Source organism: Marinobacter sp. THAF197a, from assembly GCF_009363275.1.
Lineage (GTDB): Bacteria > Pseudomonadota > Gammaproteobacteria > Pseudomonadales > Oleiphilaceae > Marinobacter.
In genome coordinates, this window is sequence record NZ_CP045324.1 from 1,698,718 (window position 1) to 1,722,273 (window position 23,556).

The following is a 23,556-nucleotide window of genomic DNA, read 5'->3' on the forward strand; positions in this document are numbered from 1 at the left end:
CTGGCTTTGTCCTTGCGATGCATCGTTTCAGCTGCAGGTAAAAAAACCGATATACTTCCCGGATTCGCCCAACCTGGGCATCGCTGAATGTAATGGAGCCATTGAGATCTTGGTAACTATCAAGCGTTGGACCTTCGAACTTGGATCGACTCTTCCGTTTCTCGTGGTGGCAACGGGGCTTGCCATCTTTTCAATGCCGGCCAGCGCTGACTGGTATCGGTTTTCAGACACCGCCATGACGACACCTATCGAGCTGGAGTTCTGGACAGAGGACAAAAAGCTGGCGGACCGGGTTGGGGAGGAGGTACTGGCGGTTTTTCATCAGGTTGATGCGCAGATGAGCCGCTATCGGGAGGACTCGGAAGTTTCCCGACTCAACCGCAACGCCGCCAATGGTCCGGTTGCCGTCAGTGACGGTCTGTTCGAGGTGCTTGAAAAGGCGCGGGAGGTATCGATTCTCAGTGATGGCGCCTTCGACATCACCTTTGGTTCAGTCGGGTACCTTTACGATTTCAGAGCCGGTAAAAGGCCGACAGAGGAGGAACTTCGATCTGGCCTGCCCCAGGTGAATTTCCGGGATGTGATTCTTGATCAGGATGCTCAAACCGTTGAATTCCGCCAGGCTGGGATCCGGGTCGATCTGGGCGGTATTGCCAAGGGCTATGCCGTTGACCTGGGAATCAAGCGCCTTGTCAGCCTTGGCATACGCCATGCCCGGCTCAGCGCAGGTGGCGACATGCGGTTACTGGGTGACAAGCGGGGACGGCCCTGGTACGTGGGTATCCGGGATCCACGTGTGGAAGGACGTAACGCAGTGGTCCTGCCCCTCAAGGATACGGCGGTATCCACCTCCGGGGATTACGAGCGGTTTTTCGTGGATGAAGCGGGCGACCGGGTCCACCATATTTTGTCTCCCGAGACCGGAAAGTCGGTTCAGGGTGTGCAGAGCGTGACCATTATTGGCGAGGACGCGTTGACAACCGACGGCCTCTCCACGGCGGTGTTTGTGCTCGGACCCGCAAGGGGGTTGGAGATGGTTGAGCGACTGGCGGGTATCGATGTGGTGGTTATCGATGATCAGCGCATGATGCACGTGTCAGAAGGCCTCGTTCCGCCCCAATCAGGCCAGGGCGGAACGAGCGGTCCGGATTAACTGCCAATCGTACCGTTCACCACGTTGGAGAAGGCAATCAGGCCGTCCTGAGAGGTGCCATTGCCCAGCCCGTGACCGTTGAAGCGGGTTCCGAACTGGTTTTGTTCACCATGCAATGCCATGTAGTTGAGTAACACGGTCTGGACCAGTTGGTTGACGTTGTTGGCCGCCGGGCTGGAGGCGGTTTCCACCGATGCATCCGAACGCATAAAGCCGATCTGCCTGCGAATCGGAGTGGGGCGGCCACCAGGGTTGTAAACCAGGAAGAAGGAGGCGGCCGTCTGTTGGTTGTCGCCGGTCCATTCGCCCTTGCCGCGACCGTCCGCGGAATCGTCAATCCGGCCGTTGCTCGACACCGAACCGTCACTGAACACATAGAGCATTAACGGCATACCCACCCGGGCCGCGTATTCCAGGCATGCACCCATACATCGGCCTGCCAGTTCGTCACGGCGCTCGCCAGTTCCACGCTCGCCGGTGTGGTAGTCGTAGCCGCCAATAGTGATCGTGCCGGCACCGGCGTAGCCGTTTAGAACCAGCTTCATCACAGAGGCGGTTTTACGGAATTCCCGGTTGTTGTTGAACTCATCGCGGCTGAAAATGCCGGTGGGGCCAACGATTTCGAGATCCAGCTCTGGATCAAGGTCAGCGGGATTGCCGAATCGGTCGGCCAGATCGGCACTCTTTACATAGCCGCAGCGGACCAGGTCCTTGACGACTTCATCAGTAGAGATGCCCGTATTGACCCGGTTCATCTTGGCGTCGCTGATGCGCTGGATGGATTCCATGACGGCGACAGCATCTTGCTGGTCCAGAATGCCGATGAGATCGCCTACGTCCACCAGACCGGTAACGTCTGAGGGCCGGTCAATCTTGGTGGGTCGAACCTCCGGATTGATCAGGTTCATCGGTGCCAACGAGTTACCGCCGGATTCCGAACTCTGGGACCCTATGAGAGAGAGCAGGGAGCCGTCGGCACCCGCGTGATGGATGCCGTACATCGGGTTGTGGGGGTTGTTGCCGGTGTCGTTCTCTGAACGGGCAGCAATAATGGCGCCGTCAATTGCCGCGCGGGTGCCGGCACTGGTGCTCTGCAGGATACCGCGCAGGAAGCCGCTGTCGGAATGGAACGCCAGGCCCAGTTCGGTGTTAACAAACGCCGGGTCATTGGGCAGCATGTCACCGGGTAGCCCTAGTTTGTTGTAACCTGCGGTGCTCAGGAAGTCCATTTGCCCGCCGGACTTGCCCATCAGTACATTGGAGCCAGCAATGTTGGCGCCGCCTGCCAGGTCAAAACAGATAAACGGAATCTTGCCGGCACCCTGAACCGCTATGCCACAGCTTTCTTTCAGCGTGTTCAGATCATCTGAAAGCGCTGCTGCTGCCATTCGCGGGTTGCCGAACAGGCTGAACAGGGAAGCACCGAACACTGTCGCCGACCCCGCCATCAGACCCTGGGAGATAAACTCTCGACGCGTCCTCGGCCTGCCGTGGTCGTCATGGAGTAGTGGGCTGCCATTGGCCAGAGGTTTCTTACGTGATTTGCGTATGAACATGATGGGCTTCCTCTACTGAACCAGTGTGGTGGCGCTGCCAAGCACAGCCGCGCAGCTTGCCTTAACGACCGTTTCTGTGCGGTCAGGCGCACAACCTTCTCCACAGCTCGTCAGTCTGTCCATGAGCGCGCTTAGCTCTGTTTCGATGGCACTATCATCGGGCTGTGAGGCCAGGTTGCTGCCCACGAAGCGGGCCAGTAAAGGCCCGGTAACCAGGCTCTTGCGGCCGTGATCAAATGCGGTGCTGGCCGGGGCGGAGAAATCGAACCCGGGGAACATCTCAGCCCTTAATTGCCCGCTGGAAACCAGGGCGTCGCAGTATTGAATAGCCATTTGGGTGACTGCCATTTGATGGGAAGACAGGAAGCCCTGGATCGTCTCTACCGTCGGCAACTGCTGCTTTACGGTAGTGTATGTGCTGAAGACCGCCGGGTGGGTGGTGGCAACGCCGGTCATCCGCGACATGGACTCGTTGATCTCGTCAAATGTCTTCAGACCGATCTCCGACGATGGTGGCAGGTCAGCGGGTTCTGGCTGAGGCGGCAGAACAGGCTCGGTACGGGCAAAGCTGTTTCCGCCCAGCTGGTCGAAGGTCAGGAAGAACTCGTCGTTCCCGGGGCCGTTCTCCAGAGCAATGATAGTGCCCAGGGAGGAGAGCGGTTGCCCGGTGCCGGGTTCATAGCTGCCGCTGTCCAGAACAACGTCCAGATTGGCCCAGGCCTGTCCGACAGTCGCCTCCTTGCCATTGATGCCCAGTCGCATGCCTCGCAGTGGAATGTTTGATGGCTCGGCGGAGTCATCCAGGCTGATGAAGAAAGGACTGGTGAATCGGTACGCGTAGCTGTCGAACTGGCTGACTTCGAACACGATGAAACTCTCCGGCACGTCGATCAGGTGAGAAACGCCAAATAGCAGGTAGAACTTCTGACCAACGCCGACTTCGAAGTTGGCCTGGACCTGCTCCGGTGTCAGCATACGATTGTGGATGGCGACCATGCGGATCGCGCCCTGCCAGGGTGAGTTGCCATCGGTCTCGTTGCCCAGTACCAGGGCAAAGCTGTCGTCCCATTCCGTTAACAGCCCGCCGTCGTCCGGGTCGACATCACCGGTTGGAACGCCATTCACAAAGATCTGACGCCCGGTCGCCGGGGTGTAGTTCACCACAACGTGCTGCAAAGTTGCCTGCAGAAGCATGTCGGCGTCCTGGGTGGCGAACGCCGTATTCTCATCACTGTTGGTGCTGCGATGCAGAACTTCGTAACGCTGGAGTGACTGGCTGAGTGTGACGTTGCGAGTGGTGGAGGAACCCGAATAGGTCACGATCCGGGCGTCTTCCTGGGTGATGTTGCCCGGGGCGACCCAGGCCTCAATGCTGTATTCGCCGGAGGCAGTCAGCAGGGTATGCAGCTTCCGGCTGGCGGTGGTGCTACCCTGAGCTTTGCCCGCCGGGATCATGAAGCCCTGCTCGTTTTCGCCCGCGGGGCCAAGGTCGATGCCCCAGCCCCCAACCCAGTCAACGTTGCCGCTCAGGGTCAGATCCAGTGCAGGCGATACGCCGCTGGTGTCAAAGGCGGTCTGGCCTTCACCAAACTTGAATTCGTAGAGGGCAATCACGTTGTCTTCAAAGCGGCCGCCGGAATTGGCAAGCAGGCCGTCTGCCTGGAGGTTGAGAGCTTTGCTCGTAACCAGTGAGGGGTCTACAGGTTGGGCGCTCAGGTCCTGGACCATTTCAAGAATTTTTAACTCCATCAAATCAGCTGAGGCTTCGCAGTTGTCACCCCAGCAGTTGTGAAAGTCGTAGCGCAGGCGCTCTACCAGTCGGGATGCGCCCGGGTTCATCGGATCTATACGGCTTTTCGCCTGATTGTAGGCGGTGGTCACGTCGGCGCTGGCAATGTAGGGGGTCTGGCCACCATCAGCATGGCAGTCGCTGCAATACTGTCTGAGTTCGGGGTATACCGTGCTGGAAAACAGTCCAGGATCGCTGGGCAGGGCAACCGTAGCGCCCGGTTCTTTGAGCGCTGGAGCGCGGAGTTCAACGGTTTTGGCTGAGCCTCCAGAGCCGCCTGCCCAGTTTGAGATATAGGTGGTGAGAATGTCCACACAGGCCGAGGTGCTCTGGAGCCAGCAATTGTGGCCGCCGGCCACCTTGGTCACCATCGTAGACTGGGATGGATCGGACAGGTTAACAATGGAGTTCGCCTGAGCGTAAGCCAGGTTAACGTCCAGCTCGTTGACGAACGTCGGAGCCTGGCCATTGGAGCCGTGGCACGCACCGCATTTGTCCTGGGTGACCAGATTATCCCATACGGTCCGTTTGAAATTGGCGACGTCATCCGTTGCGGGAGCCGGCCCGTTGTAGGTAATCGTGCCGGGATTCTGGGAGGTATTCGGCAGTTGTTCCGTGGACTCGCCGCCGCAGGCCGAAAGCAGGAACGCAAGGGCGATGACTGAAAGCACCGATCTAAGGGAGCTCATGAAAATTCCGTTACGTGTTGTCATAGCGTCCTCACTCCCCCATGCAGTACACAGCGGATTCTGCGAATACCTGCTTCAGGTCGTAACCCTGGCTTGCGAAGCTGGTGACCATACTGCGTACCTGGGAACGGTCTGCGCCGTTGGAGGGAGGTCGCAGGCAGACATTCTCGAACACTTTCTTGACCTGGCACTCGGCAAAGGCGTTGGAGTGGGCGAACTCCCTGCCCAGGCTCTTGGCACCATTGCCGTAACCCGGCAATGACGGATCCCAACCAAGGCGGCGGTTGGCGCCCTGGCGCCAGTAGTTATCCCATCTGTCGTCCGGCGTCACGTATCCTTGTTCGAAGGTTGCCGCATTGATGTGATATTTGGCCTGAACCCTGGAGCCTGTCTCCGGATCCGTTTCGCCAATTGCGTTGTAAACGAGCCTACCCAGCTCTCCGTCAGGGTCGGCGTTGGCGTTATATTCATAGTCATAGTAGGCAAACGCCTGAGCCATGGGGTCCATACCCGTGTGGCAGCCAACGCAGTTGTTCAGGAATACCCGGCTGTCACCGCCGGGGCTGCGGGAAACATCCTGGCGAATGCGGTCGGGCGGCAGAGTGACATCTGCAACCTGTTCCAGGTCGTTGCACATGTGATTGATCAGCGTGAAACGGAACATGGCCCTATTGGTACCGGCGCTGAAAAACGCCCGGGCTGACGCTCGAGATGTGATCACCCCAGCGGTCGCAGAAGGGGGGAGGCCGGTGTAGGTGGACTGGTTCACCCGCTCAAGATGGTCCCTGAGGCTGGCTCCGCTGTTCTCCAGGGATTCGTAGTGATTGTTGTTGCTGGTGGAGTAGTTCGGCAGATTCAGGGAAGGATTTCCGATATACAACACATCGTCATACAGGACTTTTCTGAAGTCCTGCCCGTCCCGCACCAGGCCGATCACCGTGGCGATGTAGTCATTGAGGGGCACGAACTTCGACATTGCCTCGTTGGTCCAGGGAGCCGCAAAATTCTTCAGGGTGACGTCGTAGAAGGCACTGTCCTGCATGGCAGTGAAGGCTGCCTCAATCGCTCTGCCTGAAACGATATCGTTTTCCATGTCGTCGAGAACATCGGCAGAAGGGGGCACGCCGGCAATCCGGTCATGGATTCGTTTGGCCTGTTCCCTGGGGCCAGCTTGGGCAAAGCCTGCCTGGCCAGACACCAATGCAACGAGAACGGCGGTACTGCAAGCCTTGGTGAGCAGGCTTCTGATCCTGTTCCGGGCGGTCATGTCCTTTCCCTCGGTGATCGTTAGCATTCGCACATTAATGCTTTTTGACAATTGTTAAAAGTTTACGGCTTGCTATATCCTCCGTTTTGAGTCGTAGGCCACGTTATTACATTAGGTTACTTAAAAGCCTTGGAGCCTGCCCGCGGAACCGACTTAATTTATGTCATGGAATGTCATCCGAAACAGGGTTTGTAACGTTGGACATTAAGTTTCCTGGCTCCCCCTCCTTTTTTTGCGCTGCTCGCGTTGCGGTTTCGCTGGGCGTTGCAATGTTGCTTTCCGGCTGTCTCTCTGGCAGCGACAGCCAGCAGTCAGATCCGGTCGTTGTCGAAACCCCGGTAGCTTATGTCGAACGGGCCCTGCTGTTTGACGAGAACACCGGCACCTTGGTGGAGGACAACTTGGCGGACCCCGCCGCTTTTCGTCCCGGTGCAAGGTTATTGTTGAAGGCGAGGGCTTCCGCCGATGCCGAAACGCGGGATATCGCTTCCAGGGCGTTCACCGGGCCACAATTCCTCGATGACAGTGGCCGGTTGCGGTACGACGTGAAAGATCTCCACGTATCCCATGATGGCTCCCGATTGTTGTTCGCCATGCGCGCCCCGGAAATCGAAGGCGCCGATGACGAGGATCAGCCAACCTGGAATATCTGGGAATATGACGTTGGTACCGACGGCCTGCGCCGTGTCATTGATTCAGATGTTACTGCCCGGGCCGGGCAGGACGTTGCGCCAGCCTATCTTCCTGATGGCAGAATCGTTTTCTCATCAACCCGTCAGCGGATTTCCAAGGCGGTGCTGCTTGATGAAGGTAAGCCCCAGTACTCAGGTCTGGAGGAGGCGGGTAATAACCCGGCGTTTGTTCTGCATGTGATGGATGATGATGGCCAGAATATTCAACAGATCACGTTCAACCAGAGTCACGACCTCGACCCCATGGTGGCGGATGATGGCACCATTATTTTCAGCCGCTGGGACAATGCGGGCCAGACCCGAAACAATGGTGTAAATCTCTACCGCGTGAACCCCGACGGCACCGGGCTGAGCTATCTTTACGGTCGTCATTCCCACGGTTCTGTGCCAGAAGCGAACAATGTTCAGTATCTGCAGCCCCGCAAGTCCGACAACGGTAAGTTGTTGGTGCAGCTGAGGCCGTTTGAGAGCGAGGACTACGCGTCCGTTCCGGCGGAAGTTGATGTTGCCCAATTTGTTGAGGCCAACCTGCGTATCGATGGCACCGAAGGGGAGGGCCAACAATCATTGGTTCCCGGCGTGGGCCTGGATGGACAGCTGTCGTTGAAAGGTAGTTACGCATCCGTTTCACCGTTACTGGATGGGACCAACCGTTACCTGGTCAGTTGGACACCCTGCCGGTTGCGGGATGGAGCAACTGATCGAATCGTCAATTGCACGGAAGATCGCCTGCAATCGGAAGATTATCAACCGGCAGAGCCGGTTTACGGTCTGTGGCTACTTGATCTCAATGGCGAAACCCAGCGGCCGGTGGTTCCCCCTATTGAAGGCATCCAGTTTGATGAAGCGGTCCTGATGAAGGAGCGTCCTCTGGAAGACTTTATTCCGGAATCCCAGTTTACGGGTAAAGAGGGGGCTCTGGGGGATGCCGGTTACGGGGTGCTGCACATTCGCAGTGTCTACGATATAGACGGGGTGGACACCACACCGGCTGGTATTGCTGCAATGGCCGATCCGCTGCAGACACCACCGGAGGATCGCCCGGCCAGATTCCTGCGCCTGGAAAAACCCGTGGCTATCCCAGATAGAAACGTCCGGGATTTCGACAACAGTGCTTTTGGCCGCAGCCGGGCCCAGCTAATGCGGGAAATCCTGGGTTATGTGCCGATAGAACCGGACGGTTCCGTGAAGGTGGCCGTGCCGGCCAATGTCGCATTCGCCATCAGCGTACTGAATGAACAGGGACAACGGATTGGTGCCAGGCATCAGAACTGGCTGATGGTACGTCCTGGCGAGACCCTCGAGTGCGCAGGCTGCCATAATCCGAACAGTCCGACTCCCCACGGCAGACCGGGTGCCGGCCCCGGATCCGTCTGGGGTGGGGCAGCGACCACCGGCCTTCCGTTTCCGAATACCGACTCGGGTCTGTTTGCCGATATGGGTGAAACCATGGCCGAGTTGTTTGCCCGCATCAATGATATTCGCCGGCCGACGCCGGATGTGATCTATGCCGATGAGTGGTCCGGTGATGCCGTGGATCCCAAGCCTGAGAGCTTTGTCTATGCCTACGCCGATCTACAGATTCCTCCACCTATTTCGGGCGTTTGCGCGGCCGACTGGGCGTCGAATTGCCGGATCGTTGTCAATTATGAGCAGCACATTCATCCGCTCTGGAGTGTCAATCGGGAGGTATTGGATCCGGACACAATGGCGGTGGTGGATGACTACACCTGTACCGGTTGTCACACCAATACGGATGCCGCAGGCGCCCAGCAGGTGCCAGCTGGGCAGCTGGACCTCGGCGACGGCCCGTCACCGGCGCAACCGCTTCACTTCAACGCCTACCGGGAACTGCTGTTCCCGGACAACGAGCAGGAACTGGTGAACGGTGCGCTGGTGGATGTACTGGTGGACTCCGGAGAAGTGCTGGAGGACGAAGAAGGCAACCCGATCCTGGATGCCGAAGGAAATGTGCAGCCGATCATGGTGACGGTTCCGGTTCAGGCCTCAATGTCTGTCAACGGCGCCCGTGCCAGTAATTTCTTCGACGTATTTGCAGAGGGCGGTTCACACAGGGATTTCCTCACGCCCGCCGAGCTTCGACTAATCGCAGAATGGCTGGATATTGGCGGCCAGTATTTCAACAACCCCTTTGATGCCCCGGAAGACTGATCCAAGGACTGATACTCGCGCCATGCCCATTGCCATTCTCATTTTAGTATTGTTTTTGCCGACCCAGAGCTGGGCTGGCTGGCTGTGGGGTCAGGGCGACGATGGCGTTGCCCGGGTGCAGGTGACCGAGCCCTACGTTGCCTGGCGGACCGGCCCGGCCACTGGCTACCCGGTTTTCCACAACAGCGAGAAAGGGGAATGGCTGACCATTCTTCAACGCAAGACCAACTGGATCAAAGTAACGGACGCCCGTGGCCGGGAAGGCTGGGTCGCCGTTGCTGATATCGCCCGGACCGTGGATGCCACAGGAAACCCTGTGGACCTTCAGGTACCGGATTTCGATTCATTCAATAACCGGCGAGTCGAAGCCGGACTGATGATGGGTGAATTTGATGGTGCCGCTGTCACGGCAGGCTATGGCGGTTTCTGGATGACAAGGAACCTTTCCGCCGAGCTCTGGGCCTCGCAGATTCTGGGCAGCGCCTCCGAGATCCGCATGGTCAATGCGAACCTGGTGCATCAGCCTTTTCCACACTGGCGGGTATCCCCTTTTTTCACGCTCGGGGTCGGCCATCTCTGGGTTGATCCCAAGGCCACCCTGGCTGAGCCAGAAGAGCGGGATAACAGTGTCGGCCATGCTGGCTTTGGCATCCGGGCTTACATCACCGATCGATATTTCATCCGTGCCGAGGTGAAGGATTACAAAGTGTTCACTACCCGGTCCACCAACGAAGAAGCGACAGAATGGAAAATCGGACTAAGCATCTTTTTCTGAAACCGCTGTGCCTCGGGGCAGGGCTATGCATAGCCATGGGGGCCCAGGCCCAGGATGACCGTCCCTTGATCGAGCCGGATGTTACCCCGGTGCCAGTCACTGAGGCGTTGATTGACACCGAGAATTTTGAAATCGGCGTTTTTGTGGGCGTGCTTAATATCGAAGACTTTGAGTCGTCACTGCTTTATGGCGGCAAACTCACCTACCACTTCAGTGAGTCCTTCTTTTTCGAGGCAGGGATAGGCTTCGCGGAGGGCGGCGAGACCAGTTTCGAAAAGCTGGCCGGTAACGTGGAGGTGCTCACCGATCGTGAGCGGGATTACAGGTATTACAACATCAACCTTGGTTACAACGTGCTTCCGGGTGAGGCCTTCCTCACCGAGAACTACGCATTCAACACCAATTTCTACCTGATCGCAGGCGCCGGCGCCACCGATTTTGCCGGTGATACCCGGTTTACTCTGAACGTGGGGGCAGGCTATCAGGTGCTGTTGACGGACAGCGTTGCCGTTCATATTGGCTTGCGGCAGCACTACTACCGAATAGATGTTCTTGGAGCCGAGAAAACCTCCATGAACACCGAGGTCAGCACTGGCCTGTCGGTCTTTTTCTGAGTACAGGAGCAATGGTTATGAAAGCATCCATAAGATCACTGGCAGCAGCGGGCATCCTGGCTTGCCTGAGCCCGCTGGCAGGCGCAGAAGCTATCAATGTCCCGGCTCCGGATTTTACCCTGGAAAGCCGTTCCGGGGAGAACCTGAGGCTGGAGGATCATCGTGGGGAAGTGGTGATGCTGAACTTCTGGGCCTCCTGGTGCGGACCCTGCCGTCAGGAAATGCCTCTGATGGATGAGTTGTACAGCCAATACAAGGATCTCGGTTTCACGATTCTCGCGGTCAATGTGGACGGGAATCGGGAGGCGGCGCATCGCTTCCTGGACAAGGTGCCCGTGAATTATCCGATCCTCTACGATCCGGAGAGCTCGGTGAGTGAACTGTATGAAGTGCAGGCCATGCCGACCACCGTGATGATCGATCGCGATGGTAATGCCCGTTATATCCACTACGGATACCAGCCGGGCTACGAAGACGAGTACGAACAGCAGATTCGCGAACTGGTGCGCGAGTAATTTTCGGACGGGACGTATATGCGTAGTGTGTCGATCTTCACTGTCTCCGCCCTCCTGGTCGCTACGGTTGCGGTTTCTGGGTGCAGTTCAGTCAAGCCGTGGGTGAAACCCTATGAGCGCGATAATCTGGCGGATCCGGTCATGAGCCTCAGTCGTCACGGCACAGCGGATTCCTACATGCACCATGTCTATCAGGCCCGGGAGTCTGCACGGGGAGCGGAAGGCGGCTCGGGAGGTGGTTGTGGCTGCAACTGACAGACAACGGTTAGTGCGGTCCGGGCTCTTTTTGCTGGCGCTGTTTGGGCATCAAGCCATTGCGGCAACCCTCCCGGTCGATAACGTGGATGTCCTGTACCACCGCTACGAGGGCGGTGGCATGGTTATCGACGGGCCATCCGTTTTGGTGCGCAAAAGTATCGGTCCTCAGGTTTCCGTATCTGGACAGTACTATGTCGATTCTGTTTCGGCTGCCTCCGTAGACGTTCTCGCTACAGCCAGCCCTTACAAGGAAGAGCGCAAGGAGTACACCTTTGGTATCGATTACCTGCATGATAAATCCATTCTCAGTCTCGGCTTTACCAACAGCAGCGAAAACGATTACGAAGCCAATACTCTGTATTTTTCTGTCAGCCAGGAATTTTTCGGGGGCATGTCCACGTTGACCATGGGCTATGCCAGCGGCTGGGACGAAGTGCGCCGGGTTGGCAACGATTCGTTCAGCGAGGAAGCCGATCGTCGAAACTATCAACTGGGTCTGAGCCAGATTATTACCCGCAACAGCCTGATAGGTCTCGACCTTGAGGTCGTCACGGATGAGGGCTTCCTGCAGAATCCGTATCGTCAGAACCGCTATATCGATCCCAATGATTCCACGGCGTTTCTCTATCAGCCGGAGCGGTATCCGGAAACCCGCACAAGTACCTCCGTCGCGGTCCGTGCCCTCTATTACCTGCCTTACCGAGCGTCGCTCCGAGGTGAATACCGCTATTTTTCGGATACCTGGGGCATCACTGCCCATACCGCTGAACTTGGATACGTACACGGGTTGAACCAGCACTGGACCCTTGAGGCTTCCGTTCGTTACTACCGCCAGAGCGAGGCGGATTTTTACAGCGACCTTTTCCCCTTCGAGAACTCCCAGACCCACCTTGCACGGGATAAGGAGCTTAGCTCGCTTTCCGGAACAACCCTGGCATTAGGCGCGGTGTATGAATGGAAACAGACGTCTCTTCCGGGCATAGATCGCCTGCAGTTCAGTCTTCTGGTGGACTGGTTGAATTTCGAATATGACAACTTCCGGGATGTCACCGCAGCGGGGGACTTTCTCCCTGGTGAAGAACCCCTTTATTCATTCGATGCCTACGTAACGCGGGCGTCGTTGATTCTTGAATACTGAGCATGCAGGAAGAACGACCATGGCCACTTGCTTGAACCATCGATTTCCGGCGCTTCTGGCGGCACTCATTCTCGCCCTGGCGGCCCCGGCATTCGCCCAGAACAATCCCGGGTCGGAGGCGGATAACAGAGCGGTCGCCGAACAGGTGGAGGCCCTCAAGAAGAAAGTAATCCGCCTTAATCGGGACCTTTTTATCCTCGAGGAGGATCTGCTGTTCCCGGCCAACACCCAAGTTGCTGTGTTTCTCAGCGTTGACGCCGGCAAGTTCCTCAAACTGGACGCGGTGAAGCTCAAGGTCAACGACAAAGTCGTTGCCTCTCACCTCTACACGGAGCGACAGGTGAAAGCACTTGAACGCGGCGGCATGCAGCGTCTGTACGTGGGCAACCTGAAAACCGGCGTCCACCGGATGACGGCGTTCGTTGAGGGAATCGGTCCGGATGAGCGGCCTTATAAGCAGGCCGCGTCCCTGGAATTTGAAAAGGGCACTGGCACCTCCGCTCTGGAAATCCGTGTTGAGGACCGCTCCTCCAACTATCAGCCCTCTGTAACCATTGTGGAGTGGGAGTAAGGCGCGCCGTGGGATTGAAAGTAAGCCAGCCGTCAGGTCGACGCCCGATAGTTTTTACGGGCGCTTTGCTGTGGCTGACCATCATTGCGCCAACCCAGATTCAGGCCGGGCAGCCCCAACCCGAGCGTGCCCACGACCTTCGGTACGGCTGGGCACTTTATGAATACCATCAAGGCAACGCCCTTGAGGCTCTGACCCAGCTGGCGGTTGCCCGGGAACAAGGCGGCATTGAGGGGCATGGTGATCACCCTGCTTTGGTTGAAGGCGGACTCATGCTGTCCTGGGGCATGACCCGTGAGGCCAGCCGATTGTTCACGGAATTACTCGGTGCTGATGGCGCCGGCAGCACGCTTTCGGCCGATGTCCGCAATCAGGTCTGGTTCTATCTGGGCAAGGTGTTCTACCTGGAAGGTGACCATGAGCTGGCCAGCGAGAATCTGGAGCGCGTGGATGGCGACATACTGGCTAAGGCCAACCACAACCTGTTCCGTGAGTGGATTTATCTGCAAGCCCGACTGGCCATGATGTCGGCCAGGCTCGGAGACGAAACGGAACTGGCGTCGCTCCACGCGCAGCTGGAAGACACTGATATTTGGTCCCTTTACCTGCGGTACAATTCGGCCGTTTCCTCCCTGGCTGCAGGGGACGCTGTTGCGGCCGAAGCGGAACTGCAGGCACTCATCTCCCTCATTGATCAGTCTACCGACTCTGACGAACCAGAGGCCGAACGCCAGGGACTCTTGAGCCGGGCCCGCCTGTCACTTGCCCGACTGTATCTCAGGGGTAACCAGTTCGACGCAGCCCTGAGGGTTCTTGGGGAAATGCCCCTGAATGGGGTGTTCGCCGATCAGGCCCTGTTTGACTATGCCGTAGCCGCGGCCGGGCAGGGCCGGCCGGAGCGGGCACTTGATGCTCTCGATACCCTCGCGAAGCGCGATCTGTTTTTGCCTTGGCGCCAACAGGTACCGTTTGCCCGGGCCTATGTGCTTGAGCAAATGAACCGGCCCGAGAGTGCACTGCCCGCTTTTCAAAAGGCAGCCGACCATTACCAGTCCCGTATCGAGGAGCTCGACAAGATCCGGGATAGACTCAGTGAAGAGAGCCTGATGGCCCAGCTCGATTTCAGCCGTGATAGCGACGGGATTCTCACCGATTCCTATGGACGGCTGCGGGTACAGCCAGTCGATTTCGGCATGGCCGAAGTGCTGGCTTCGGAAACCTTCCAGCAGGCTCTTGCCGAATTGAACGAGCTCTACCGGATGCAGTCCTTCATCGCCGAACGCCAGTCACGGTTCGAATCCTTCCGGATCATGCTGGAAACCCGTGAACAACAGCGCCAGGTTCGAATTGCCCAAACCCGTCGGGCGCTGGAAAACCAGCAGGCGGACCAATGGCAGCAGTTGCACCAGGAATTCAATGAGAAGATTTCCAGGGCATTGACGGAAGAAGACGCCGGGTTCTTCATGACCTCGAAGCAGAAGGCACTGAGAGACAAGCTCGATGACGTTGAAGAAACTCTGGCGGGCTTGCCCGACAACGCGACCACGGCCGGCCAGCGTGCGACCTATCAGAGGATGCGCGCCTACTTCGACTGGTGGGTTGCGGATGACTATGGCGTGAACCGCTGGGCGGCGCAAAAACAGTTGCGGGAGCTGGATCGCGAAATGGATCGCTTTCAGGCCCAGCGGCAGCGGGTTGAAAAACTGATGGCCGACGACGCCCGCCATGCTGAACTGGCCCAACGCATCGCTTCCAGTGAACGGGAACTCGCGACCCTCGGGGCAGAGGTTGCCGATGCGTTGGGGAAGGCCCGGCAAGCCCTCTTGAGCCAGGTAGACACAATGCTTGTCGCCCAGCAGGAGGAGCTTAACGGTTATCTGTTGGCTTCCCGTCATGCCCAGGCGAGGCTGGCGGACCAGCTATTCCGTGCATCGCAAAGCGCAGGAGCCGGTGATGAGTAACCGGATGCCTGGAAAGATCGTGAAAGGACTTGTCATTGCCGGGACCCTTATCATGGCCAGTGGCTGCCAGATGCTGCAGTCAATGATGCCAGCCGGCAACGAGGAAATGCCCCGGGTCCGTGAGGGCACTCTGGCAGCGCTTCCGGCGACCGAAACCCGGCAAGCCAGTGACAGTAGTGAATCTGGTAGCGACCCGGCGGGCGATGTCTCCATCGAGACGGTGGTGGAGAGTTACAAGGCACTTTTGCCCCTTGTGGACGATCCCCGGAAGCAGGTCACCATCCGGCATCGGTTGGCCGATCTGGAGTTCCAGCGGGCGGAGCGTAAAATGGCCGATACCGCCGTGGATGAGCTTTCTGATGCTATTGAAGCCTACCAGCGTCTTCTGTCGGAATATCCACAGCGCGAAGGCAATGATCAGATCTACTATCAGCTTGCCAGGGCCTGGGAGCTTCGGGGTGCGACGCCTCAACAGCTTGATGCCCTGGATACCCTGGTTCAACGTTACCCCGATTCGGACTACTGGATTGAAGCCCAGTTCCGGCGCGGCGATCTGCTGTTTATCGACGGCCGGTACCGGGATGCTGAGCGGGCGTTCGACGAGGTGACCCTGGCCAGCCAGGAACGCATGGCCGACGCCTCGTTTCTGGTGAACGCCCATTACATGAAAGGCTGGAGCCTGTTCAAGCAGGCGCAATACCAGGAAGCCCTGTTCAGTTATGTGGAGGTGCTTGATCTGGTGATGCCGGAGGGGCAACCGGTTGCGGATGTGGATCAGCGGAACCAGACCCTTATCGAAGATCTGTTCAGGGTGGTGGGGCTGTCACTGTCTTACCTCGACGGTGCGGAAACACTCCAGGCGCTGTTCCGTCAGACGGGTGGGCGTCCGTATGAAATACTGGTCTACGACCGCTACAGCGAGCTCTTGCTCGAGCGGGAACAATACAGTGACGCGATTGATGTCTTTGAAGCCTTTATAGAAGACCATCCGGCAAGCCCCTGGGCATCGCGCTACCACATCCGGATTATCGATACCCTGGAGCTGGCCGGCTTCACCGGCACCATCCCTGAACGAAAGGCCGGCTTTGTCAGCCTTTACGGACTCTACAGCGATTACTGGCAGTCAGCGGGCCCCGATGCGATCGTTTTTATCGAACAGCAACTGGAACAGCTGTTGCCAGAACTGGCAGACCGTCAGTACCTGCTGGCAGGGGAAGCCACGGGTGATCAGCAGGCCGACGATCACTACCGCAAAGCTGCCAGTTATTACGCCGAGTTTGCGGCTACCTTCCCGAATCATCCCCGTACACCTGAGCGTCTCTTTCTCCTGGGTGAAGCCCATCTGGAGCTGGAAGACTGGCCGGCCGCCATCGCAGCGTTTGAGCGGGTTGCCTATGACTACCCCGATGACAGGGTGCCCGAGCGGGCAGCTGAGGCAGGTTACGCTTCGGTACTGGCCTTCCGGGAATATGCAAAGACATGGGACAACCAATCCGTATCGGAGCAGGTGGCCTATCGGGAGCTACAGCAGTTGAATCGACTGAGGTTTGCAAACGCGTTTCCGGGCGATCCTCGGGCTCCGGCGGTGTACTACATCGCGTTGCAGCGGGAGTTTGACCAGAACAATTGGGAAGAGACCGTCAACATGGCGGCCCGCCTTGTTACCTGGCAGCCCGCGCCTCCGGCCAGATTAACGACCGAAGCCTTGTTGTTATATGGCCACAGTGTGTCCGAGCTGGCTCGATACGCAGAGGCGGAACAGGCTTACCGAGATGCCTTGGCGACAATGAGTGAAGACGATGAACGCAGGGGCGGGGTGCGCGAAAATCTCGCCGCAGCTGTCTATCGGCAGGCAGAGCAGTTGGCTGATGCCGGCAATGTGGAGGCTGCGGTCAGCGAATTCCTGCGAGTCGGCACCACTGTTCCCGAATCCGTCCTGCGGGCAAATGCGGAATATGACGCTGCCTCCCTACTTATCACCGCCAACCTTTGGGATCAGGCCATCGGTGTGCTGACCAGTTTCCGGCAGTCTTTCCCGGACCATGAACTGATTGATACGGTCCCGGCAAAACTGGCGCTGGCCTACCGTGAAACCGAGCAATGGGAGCGGGCAGCCGACGAACTTCAGCAAATGGTGACCCTGGCGACAACGCCGGAAGAGCGAAGGGAAAATCTGTTAATTGCAGCAGAATTATACGACCAGGCCGGCAACCGGGAAAAGGCGATCGACACCTGGCGAAAATACGCCAACCGCCATCCCGAACCCGCTGATGTCTACATGGAAGCAGCCAATCGACTGGCTGAGCTCTATCAGGAAGAAGGTGATGCAGAAAAACGGGATTACTGGTTGCGCAAGCAAATGGAAACAGTGGACCAAAGCCCGGACGCATCTGACGATCGCATGCGTTACCTTGCGGCATCAGCCTCTGCAATGCTCGCCCGCGATGCCCTTGCCCGATATGACAGCATTCGCCTGACGCTGCCTCTGAACGAGAGCATGACGGCAAAGACCGATGCACTCGAAAGGGCCGTCAATGCCTACAAGAAAACAGCCAGCTACGGCCTCTCGTCGTTTGCCACCGAAGCGGGTTACCAGATCGCCCATATCTATGGACGCCTTGGTGCCGATCTGATGGACTCGGAGCGCCCCACCGGTTTGAGCGAGCTTGAACTGGCTCAGTACGAGCTACTCCTGGAAGAACAGGCCTACCCGTTTGAGGACAACGCCATCGATATTCACGAGCAGAACATCCGGCGGGCCCGGGAGGGCATATTCGATGAGTGGGTTCAGCGCAGCTACGAGGCCCTGAAAGTCCTGTTGCCGGGGCGTTACCGGAAGGAAGAAGTGACCTCGGGGGTTGTCTATGAGCTCGATTAAGGCCGAAGGGCTCTGTCTTTTGGTGATCGTCACATTGGCTGGATGCGTGACAGCCCCAACGCCGCCAGAGTCTGGTGGGCAAGCTGAGCAGGCTGTCCTTGACGCCTCATTCAGCGAAGCGGTTCAGGCCATGGAGCAGGGCGACTTTACCGACGCCAGGGCCCGGTTCGAGCAACTGGCGAGGGACTATCCCGATAAGTCCGGACCCATGGCAAACCTTGGCATCATGGCGTTCCAGGAAGAAGAGACCGATACCGCGAAACAATGGTTTGAGCGTGTGCTGGCGGTGAATCCCGAACATGTCCAGGTGTTGAATCATCTGGGCGTGATTGCCCGACACGCCGGAGAATTCGATGAGGCAGAACGGTATTACCGCGCCGCGCTGGCCGCGGATCCGGATTATGCGCCCGCGATTCTTAATCTGGCTTTCCTGTTTGATATCTACCTGGGGAAACCTGCGGATGCGGTTGAACTCTATGAGCGTTATCAATCCGCTGCCAGCGAGCCGGACCCGAGACTGGAAGACTGGATCTTCGATGCGAAGAACAGAATCTGATGTGGAAAAGGTGATATGAAACGTACCGCGCTAATCGCTCTCGCAGTCACCGCCCTGATACCCACGGCGCCCATGCTATACGCTCAGGACACCTTGGGCGTTGTGACCATTGAGGGCACACGCATCCGTGGTGATCAGGAAGTGCCTACGGTGATGTATCTGGTGCCCTGGCAGCCGCCTGAAGTGGATGAGCTGCGTGGGCCGGAGGAACGCCTGATGGTCGATCAGGGCCTTCGGCCCCTGGAGCGCTACGAGTTTCAGCGTTTTATCAGGTACCACGAAGCGTTCATCAGCCAGACCCAGGCAGCAGATGGGGAATAGACTGTGATGGTTGTCGCATCCCGAGTGTGTTCCTGCGCAATATTAAACAAACCCTCACACAGACTTTCGCGAACTTACCCTTGCAGGGGAGTTACGCGCTTAGACTGATCTGAAAACCGGACCATGGAGTGCCCAGAAAATGATCGATACCGCCGTTCGCTTCTTCCAGGAAGGTGGCTTTTTTATGTTTCCGATCGCCGTTGTGCTGATTGTCGGACTCATTGTTGCCATTGAACGTTATGTCTACCTTTCCGCCCAGAAACTGACCAACCGTCGGGACTTCAACCGACTACACCAGATGATTGCCAAGCGCGATCTGAAGGGGGCCCTGAATTATACCCAGGAGTCCGGTAGTGCCATGTCGACCATGATCGGTTTTGGTCTTCAGCGCCTGGCCCGCCGCCAGGGTCGAGAAGAAATCGAATACGCCATGGAAGAAGGGCTGCTGGATGTCATGCCCCGTCTGGAGAAGCGCACTCAGTACCTCGCAACACTGGCCAACATCGCCACGCTGCTGGGCCTGCTTGGTACCATTATCGGTTTGATTGCCGCCTTTACCGCAGTGGCCGCAGCGGACCCGGCCCAGAAGGCGAGCCTGTTGTCCCAGAGTATCTCGGTTGCCATGAACACCACCGCCTTCGGCCTGATGTCGGCCATTCCGATGCTGCTGATCCACTCGCTACTGCAGACCAAGACCAATGAAATCGTCGACAGCTTCGAGATGGCCGGCATCAAGGTTCTGAACCTTCTCAGCGACGGCTCTGGTTATAAACCCGGCGCCCAACCACAGCCCCAGAATGTCGGCGCGCCGGCACAGGTAGCGACTCCGGCCGGTAGCCCGGCCTGATAACCAGCCAGAAGGATATCAGGCCATGAGACGGAAGCATCGTCGCCTACAAAGTGAGGCCGATCTCGACATCACGCCATTCATGAACCTCATGATTGTGCTGGTGCCGGTACTGCTGCTGAACATGGTGTTTGCCCACACCAGTGTTCTGGAACTGAACTTCCCGACCGGCGAGAGCTTGTCGGCAGAGCAGGCTGAAGAACTGCAGATCCAGGTGGTGATCTATGAGGACCGGTTGGTCGTTGCAGATAACCAGGGCGGCGTCATCAAGGACATTCACCGGCGTGAGGGCGAGCATGATTTCGTTCTGCTCAAGGATGTCATGAAGGAAATCAAGAGCCGTGTGCCGGACAAAAAGGATGTGGTCATCATGCCGTCCCGGCAGACCTCCTATCAGTCACTGGTTTCCGTGATGGACACCGTGCGTTCTTATGAAGCCGTGGTGGCTGGCAGTGTTGTTGAGGCAGAACTGTTCCCCGAAATCTCGCTCGGTGATGCGCCTGCCCAGGCCTCGGGATCCGCGGAGGTGAGTTCATGAAAGAATCCGCCAAGGCCCGCCGTCTGAAGCGCCACTATCGGCGCAACAAGAGCCAGGGAAAGATGAACCTTGTGTCGCTGATGGATATTTTCACCATCCTCGTGTTCTTTCTGATGGTGAACTCGTCGTCTGATGTACAGGTTCTCAACCAGAACAGCACCATCAAATTGCCTGATTCCACTGCCCAACAACCCCCGGGTGATGTACTGGCACTGACCGTGACCGACCGGGATATTCTGGTAAACGGTCGACTGGTGGTGAAACGCGACGCCTTCCAGACCTTCGACGGGCAGGTTGAGCCATCCCTGAAGCAGGAGCTCGACTACCAGGCCAGCCGTTCGTCGGCGCCAGCGCCGGATGCAGGTCGCCCGATTACCATACTTGCGGACCGGGAACTTCCTTACGAGCTGCTCAAGAAAATCATGTCCACCTGTGTGGATGCGGGTTTTGCCAGCATTTCCCTGGCTGTTAATCAGCGCACGGAACAGGGGGCCTGAGGCTAATGGATTATCGCTACGGATTGCCCTGGAATCAGGAGAGGGGAGAGCGCAAGCGACTGTTGGCGGCGGCGGTTGTCGTCGTGCCCCTGTTTCTGGCTTTCGCGGTTTATGTCAGTTGGGTTGAGTTGCCGGAAAAGGATCGGCAGGAACAGGAAGCCTTGCCGCCCCAGCTAGCGAAACTGATTATTGAGAAAAAAGAGCCACCCAAGCAGGTGTTGCCAGAACCGGAGCCGCCAAAGCCTGAGGAAAAGCCGGTGGAGCAGGCGAAGCCTGAGCCAAAACCCGAGCCTGCTCCCACGCCGGTTGTTCCAGAACCGGAAGTGGCTCAGAAGCCAGAACCAGAACCCAAGCCGGAAGAGGTGGCCAAGGCTCGGGAAAAGGCGAAAAACACCGGTATTCTGGCCATGGGTAATGAGCTCTCGAAGATCAGTTCGCTAGCGGAATCGGTCAAACTGGATAGTCCGGTTACCAATACTGCCGAGCCGATCGCCAGGAAGGCCGGTGATACCCTGGCGTCCCGAGCTACCGAAAACACCCGCAGTAGTGGCGTGAACGAAACCGCCTTGACCCGGGAAACCCGTGAACTCGCCCTGGCAGAGCGGAAGCGCGCGGAGGTGGCCGAGGCGGAACGTGTGGCTGCGGTAAAAGAGACAGTGCGCAGGGAGCAGCAGGAAACGGCCTCGAAATCCCGAAGCAGGGAGGAACTGCGCCGCACCATGGATGCCAACAAGTCCGCCATCTACAGCATCTACAATCGCGAGCTGCGCCGAAAACCTTCGCTGCAGGGCAGTATCACGCCCGAGCTGGTCATTGAGCCCAATGGAGCGGTTTCCAGTTGCTCGGTGGTGGAGTCAACGCTCAATGAACCGGCACTCGAGAACAAGATCTGCAACCGGTTGCGGCTGGTGGATTTTGGTGCACGGCCAGGGGTAGACAAGACCACCATTCGCTATCCGATCGAGCTGTTGTCGAGTTGATGGTGTTAGCGGCATCCGGGTTGGTACCTGGATCGCCGCTGATCACGCGCTTTCGACAGCGCTGGGCGCAAACAGCGTGTAACAGTTCCGGCCGTCGCGTTTGGAACGATACATGGCGATATCGGCACCGTTCAGAAGCTCCTGAACGGTAGTGCCGTCCTCCGGATACAGGCTGATGCCGATGCTGGAGCCGATCTGGATATTTTCGTTATTGATAACGTAAGGTTTCCGGTTCAGCTCGATTAACCGCTCCGCCACCTGGGTGACGTCCGAAAGCTTGTCGAGCTCCGGCAGCAGCACAATGAACTCGTCGCCGCCGAGCCGCGCGAGGGTATCGTCTTCACGCAGGTAATCGCGTACCCGGGCGGTAAACTGAAGCAGCAGCTCGTCGCCGACCGCATGTCCAAGAGTGTCGTTGACCTCCTTGAACCGGTCCAGGTCGATAAACATCACTGCCAGCAACATGTCTTTTCGGTGTGCGTGGCGTATGGCATGTTCCAGACGATCTTCCAGCAGTCGCCGGTTGGGAACGCCGGTGAGTGCGTCGTAGTAGGCGAGCTGGCGGATCTGCTCTTCGTTCTTACGATTCTGGGTAATGTCGGTGAACAGGCCGGCGTAGTGCGTGGTCTGCCCTTGATCATCAGTGATGGCGGTGATGGTCAGGAGTTCCAGATAAAGCTCGCCGGTTTTGCGCCGGTTCCAGATCTCACCGCGCCAGTAGCCATGGGTTGTCAGGGACTGCCACATGCGCTTGTAGAACTCCGCATCGTGCCGGCCGGAGGACAGCACCTCTGGTGTGCGTCCGATTACCTCGTCCGGACTGTATCCGGTCAGTTGGGTAAAGGCGGGGTTCACAAACTCGATCCTGACATCCTTGTCGGTCACCATAATGCCTTCGAACGAGGATTCGATAACCCTCTCGGCCAGCTGCAGAGTACGGCGGGATTTTGCCAGCGCCTGGTCCCGCTGTTCGAGCGCTTCACGCAGGTCATCCAGGTACATCTGTTCTGCGCCGGCGAGCATGTCGTGGTAGCCGATCAGACCGGTCACTTCACCACTAAAGTTGACCACCGCCAGGTGCCGTATCCGGTGATCAATCAGCAAATCCCGGGCGTGAATCAACGGGTCTTCTTCGTTGACGGTGAGCAGGGGGCGCGTCGCCAGCTCATGTACCGGAGTGTTGCTGGTGTGGCGGGCGATAAAACGCACCATATCCCTTTCTGTCAGGATGCCCAGTTCACCGTCGCCACAAGTCACCACCACCGCATCTGCGTGGTGACGGTGCATCTGGCTGGCTACTTCAGCGAGTGATTGGGTTCCATTGGCCAACAAGGGTGGCCGGGCAACCACGGCCCGGACTTCCCGGAGTCTCAGGTAGGGTTCCAGCCCCTGATTAAGCGCCAGGTCGGTCTGGGACAAGATGCCAACGGGGGATTGATTTTCATCGACGACCAGGAAGTGTCGCTTGCCGCTGTCTCTCAATCTGATGGCTGCCTGGCCGGCGTCCATGGTGCTGGGTAAGGTCAGAACCGGGGAGCTCATCACCGTGCTGACCGGCTGGTTGAACCGGTCGGGGTCAGTGAAATCCAGTGCCAGGGCATCATGTTCTGTCCAGATGCCGATCACCTGGTCCTGTTCCGCGATCAGGATCGAGCTAACGGAGTTTTCCGACATTCGCGCCGCTGCGTCGGCAATACTGGTTTGTGGACTACATTGCAGTAAAAGCCCGCTGTACATGATGCGGGAAATGGGGAGCGGCTGCGCCATGGATAATCCTGTTTTTATCAGC

At 57.8% G+C, this 23,556-nt stretch carries 20 protein-coding genes; 16 read left to right on the top strand and 4 right to left on the bottom strand.

Annotated features, from left to right (window positions below):
• Nucleotides 1-235 precede the first annotated feature (235 nt).
• Complete coding sequence (locus FIV08_RS07865) at nucleotides 236-1,153, top strand: FAD:protein FMN transferase (protein WP_152439616.1); 918 nt, start codon at nucleotides 236-238, stop codon at nucleotides 1,151-1,153.
• Here FIV08_RS07865 and FIV08_RS07870 read toward each other — a convergent pair.
• Genes FIV08_RS07870 through FIV08_RS07880 form a run of 3 tightly spaced genes read right to left on the bottom strand, consistent with a single transcriptional unit; the run spans nucleotide 1,150 to nucleotide 6,454 of the window.
• Entirely contained in the window at nucleotides 1,150-2,709 is a 1,560-nt protein-coding gene (locus FIV08_RS07870) for a general secretion pathway protein GspF (protein ID WP_152437924.1), read from the bottom strand. The genes FIV08_RS07865 and FIV08_RS07870 overlap by 4 nt on opposite strands.
• Nucleotides 2,710-2,721: 12 nt before the next feature.
• A complete protein-coding gene (locus FIV08_RS07875; protein ID WP_172972259.1) occupies nucleotides 2,722-5,187 on the bottom strand; it encodes a LamG domain-containing protein in 2,466 nt (821 codons plus the stop codon).
• A gap of 31 nt (nucleotides 5,188-5,218) precedes the next feature.
• A complete protein-coding gene (locus tag FIV08_RS07880) occupies nucleotides 5,219-6,454 on the bottom strand; it encodes a hypothetical protein (protein ID WP_152437926.1) in 1,236 nt (411 codons plus the stop codon).
• A 170-nt stretch (nucleotides 6,455-6,624) separates the two neighbouring features.
• Here FIV08_RS07880 and FIV08_RS07885 point away from each other — a divergent pair, with 170 nt between their 5' ends.
• The 15 genes from FIV08_RS07885 (at nucleotide 6,625) to FIV08_RS07955 (ending at nucleotide 21,767) form a co-directional block, all read left to right on the top strand.
• Entirely contained in the window at nucleotides 6,625-9,318 is a 2,694-nt protein-coding gene (locus tag FIV08_RS07885) for a PD40 domain-containing protein (protein ID WP_152437927.1), read from the top strand.
• 22 nt (nucleotides 9,319-9,340) lie between these two features.
• The gene (locus tag FIV08_RS07890; RefSeq protein WP_152437928.1) at nucleotides 9,341-10,093 is read left to right on the top strand and encodes an SH3 domain-containing protein; all 753 of its coding nucleotides are present in this window, start codon (nucleotides 9,341-9,343) and stop codon (nucleotides 10,091-10,093) included.
• A complete protein-coding gene (locus FIV08_RS07895; protein ID WP_106695531.1) occupies nucleotides 10,063-10,707 on the top strand; it encodes an outer membrane beta-barrel domain-containing protein in 645 nt (214 codons plus the stop codon). The genes FIV08_RS07890 and FIV08_RS07895 overlap by 31 nt, the downstream gene beginning before the upstream one ends.
• An 11-nt stretch (nucleotides 10,708-10,718) precedes the next feature.
• Complete coding sequence (locus FIV08_RS07900) at nucleotides 10,719-11,222, top strand: TlpA family protein disulfide reductase (protein ID WP_152437929.1); 504 nt, start codon at nucleotides 10,719-10,721, stop codon at nucleotides 11,220-11,222.
• A gap of 141 nt (nucleotides 11,223-11,363) precedes the next feature.
• Nucleotides 11,364-11,477 carry a DUF4266 domain-containing protein gene (locus tag FIV08_RS19900; RefSeq protein ID WP_244178298.1) on the top strand — a complete coding sequence of 38 codons (114 nt, stop codon included), beginning with the start codon at nucleotides 11,364-11,366 and terminating at the stop codon, nucleotides 11,475-11,477.
• Nucleotides 11,464-12,618: a DUF3570 domain-containing protein gene (locus FIV08_RS07910; RefSeq protein WP_416376909.1), complete on the top strand. Its 1,155-nt coding sequence runs from the start codon at nucleotides 11,464-11,466 to the stop codon at nucleotides 12,616-12,618. The genes FIV08_RS19900 and FIV08_RS07910 overlap by 14 nt, the downstream gene beginning before the upstream one ends.
• 19 nt (nucleotides 12,619-12,637) lie before the next feature.
• On the top strand, nucleotides 12,638-13,189 hold the full coding sequence (locus FIV08_RS07915) for an AraC family transcriptional regulator (RefSeq protein ID WP_152437930.1): 552 nt from the start codon (nucleotides 12,638-12,640) through the stop codon (nucleotides 13,187-13,189).
• Between the two features lie 8 nt (nucleotides 13,190-13,197).
• Nucleotides 13,198-15,150 carry a hypothetical protein gene (locus FIV08_RS07920; protein ID WP_152437931.1) on the top strand — a complete coding sequence of 651 codons (1,953 nt, stop codon included), beginning with the start codon at nucleotides 13,198-13,200 and terminating at the stop codon, nucleotides 15,148-15,150.
• On the top strand, nucleotides 15,143-18,028 hold the full coding sequence (locus FIV08_RS07925) for a tetratricopeptide repeat protein (protein ID WP_228715511.1): 2,886 nt from the start codon (nucleotides 15,143-15,145) through the stop codon (nucleotides 18,026-18,028). The genes FIV08_RS07920 and FIV08_RS07925 overlap by 8 nt, the downstream gene beginning before the upstream one ends.
• Nucleotides 18,015-18,584 carry a tetratricopeptide repeat protein gene (locus tag FIV08_RS07930; protein ID WP_152437932.1) on the top strand — a complete coding sequence of 190 codons (570 nt, stop codon included), beginning with the start codon at nucleotides 18,015-18,017 and terminating at the stop codon, nucleotides 18,582-18,584. The genes FIV08_RS07925 and FIV08_RS07930 overlap by 14 nt, the downstream gene beginning before the upstream one ends.
• 15 nt (nucleotides 18,585-18,599) lie before the next feature.
• Nucleotides 18,600-18,905: a hypothetical protein gene (locus FIV08_RS07935; protein WP_152437933.1), complete on the top strand. Its 306-nt coding sequence runs from the start codon at nucleotides 18,600-18,602 to the stop codon at nucleotides 18,903-18,905.
• 139 nt (nucleotides 18,906-19,044) lie between these two features.
• Nucleotides 19,045-19,752, top strand: coding sequence for a MotA/TolQ/ExbB proton channel family protein (locus FIV08_RS07940; RefSeq protein WP_106695538.1), 708 nt, complete (start codon nucleotides 19,045-19,047; stop codon nucleotides 19,750-19,752).
• A gap of 25 nt (nucleotides 19,753-19,777) precedes the next feature.
• The gene (locus FIV08_RS07945; RefSeq protein ID WP_152437934.1) at nucleotides 19,778-20,290 is read left to right on the top strand and encodes an ExbD/TolR family protein; all 513 of its coding nucleotides are present in this window, start codon (nucleotides 19,778-19,780) and stop codon (nucleotides 20,288-20,290) included.
• Nucleotides 20,287-20,787 (top strand): ExbD/TolR family protein, encoded by a 501-nt coding sequence (locus FIV08_RS07950; RefSeq protein ID WP_106695540.1) that lies wholly within the window; start codon nucleotides 20,287-20,289, stop codon nucleotides 20,785-20,787. Before FIV08_RS07945 ends, FIV08_RS07950 begins: the two co-directional genes overlap by 4 nt.
• A gap of 5 nt (nucleotides 20,788-20,792) precedes the next feature.
• Nucleotides 20,793-21,767, top strand: a complete 975-nt coding sequence (locus tag FIV08_RS07955; protein ID WP_152437935.1) for an AgmX/PglI C-terminal domain-containing protein — start codon at nucleotides 20,793-20,795, stop codon at nucleotides 21,765-21,767.
• Between the two features lie 42 nt (nucleotides 21,768-21,809).
• On the opposite strand, the gene FIV08_RS07960 is transcribed toward FIV08_RS07955, so the two are convergent.
• Nucleotides 21,810-23,534: a diguanylate cyclase domain-containing protein gene (locus FIV08_RS07960; RefSeq protein WP_152437936.1), complete on the bottom strand. Its 1,725-nt coding sequence runs from the start codon at nucleotides 23,532-23,534 to the stop codon at nucleotides 21,810-21,812.
• Nucleotides 23,535-23,556 lie beyond the last annotated feature (22 nt).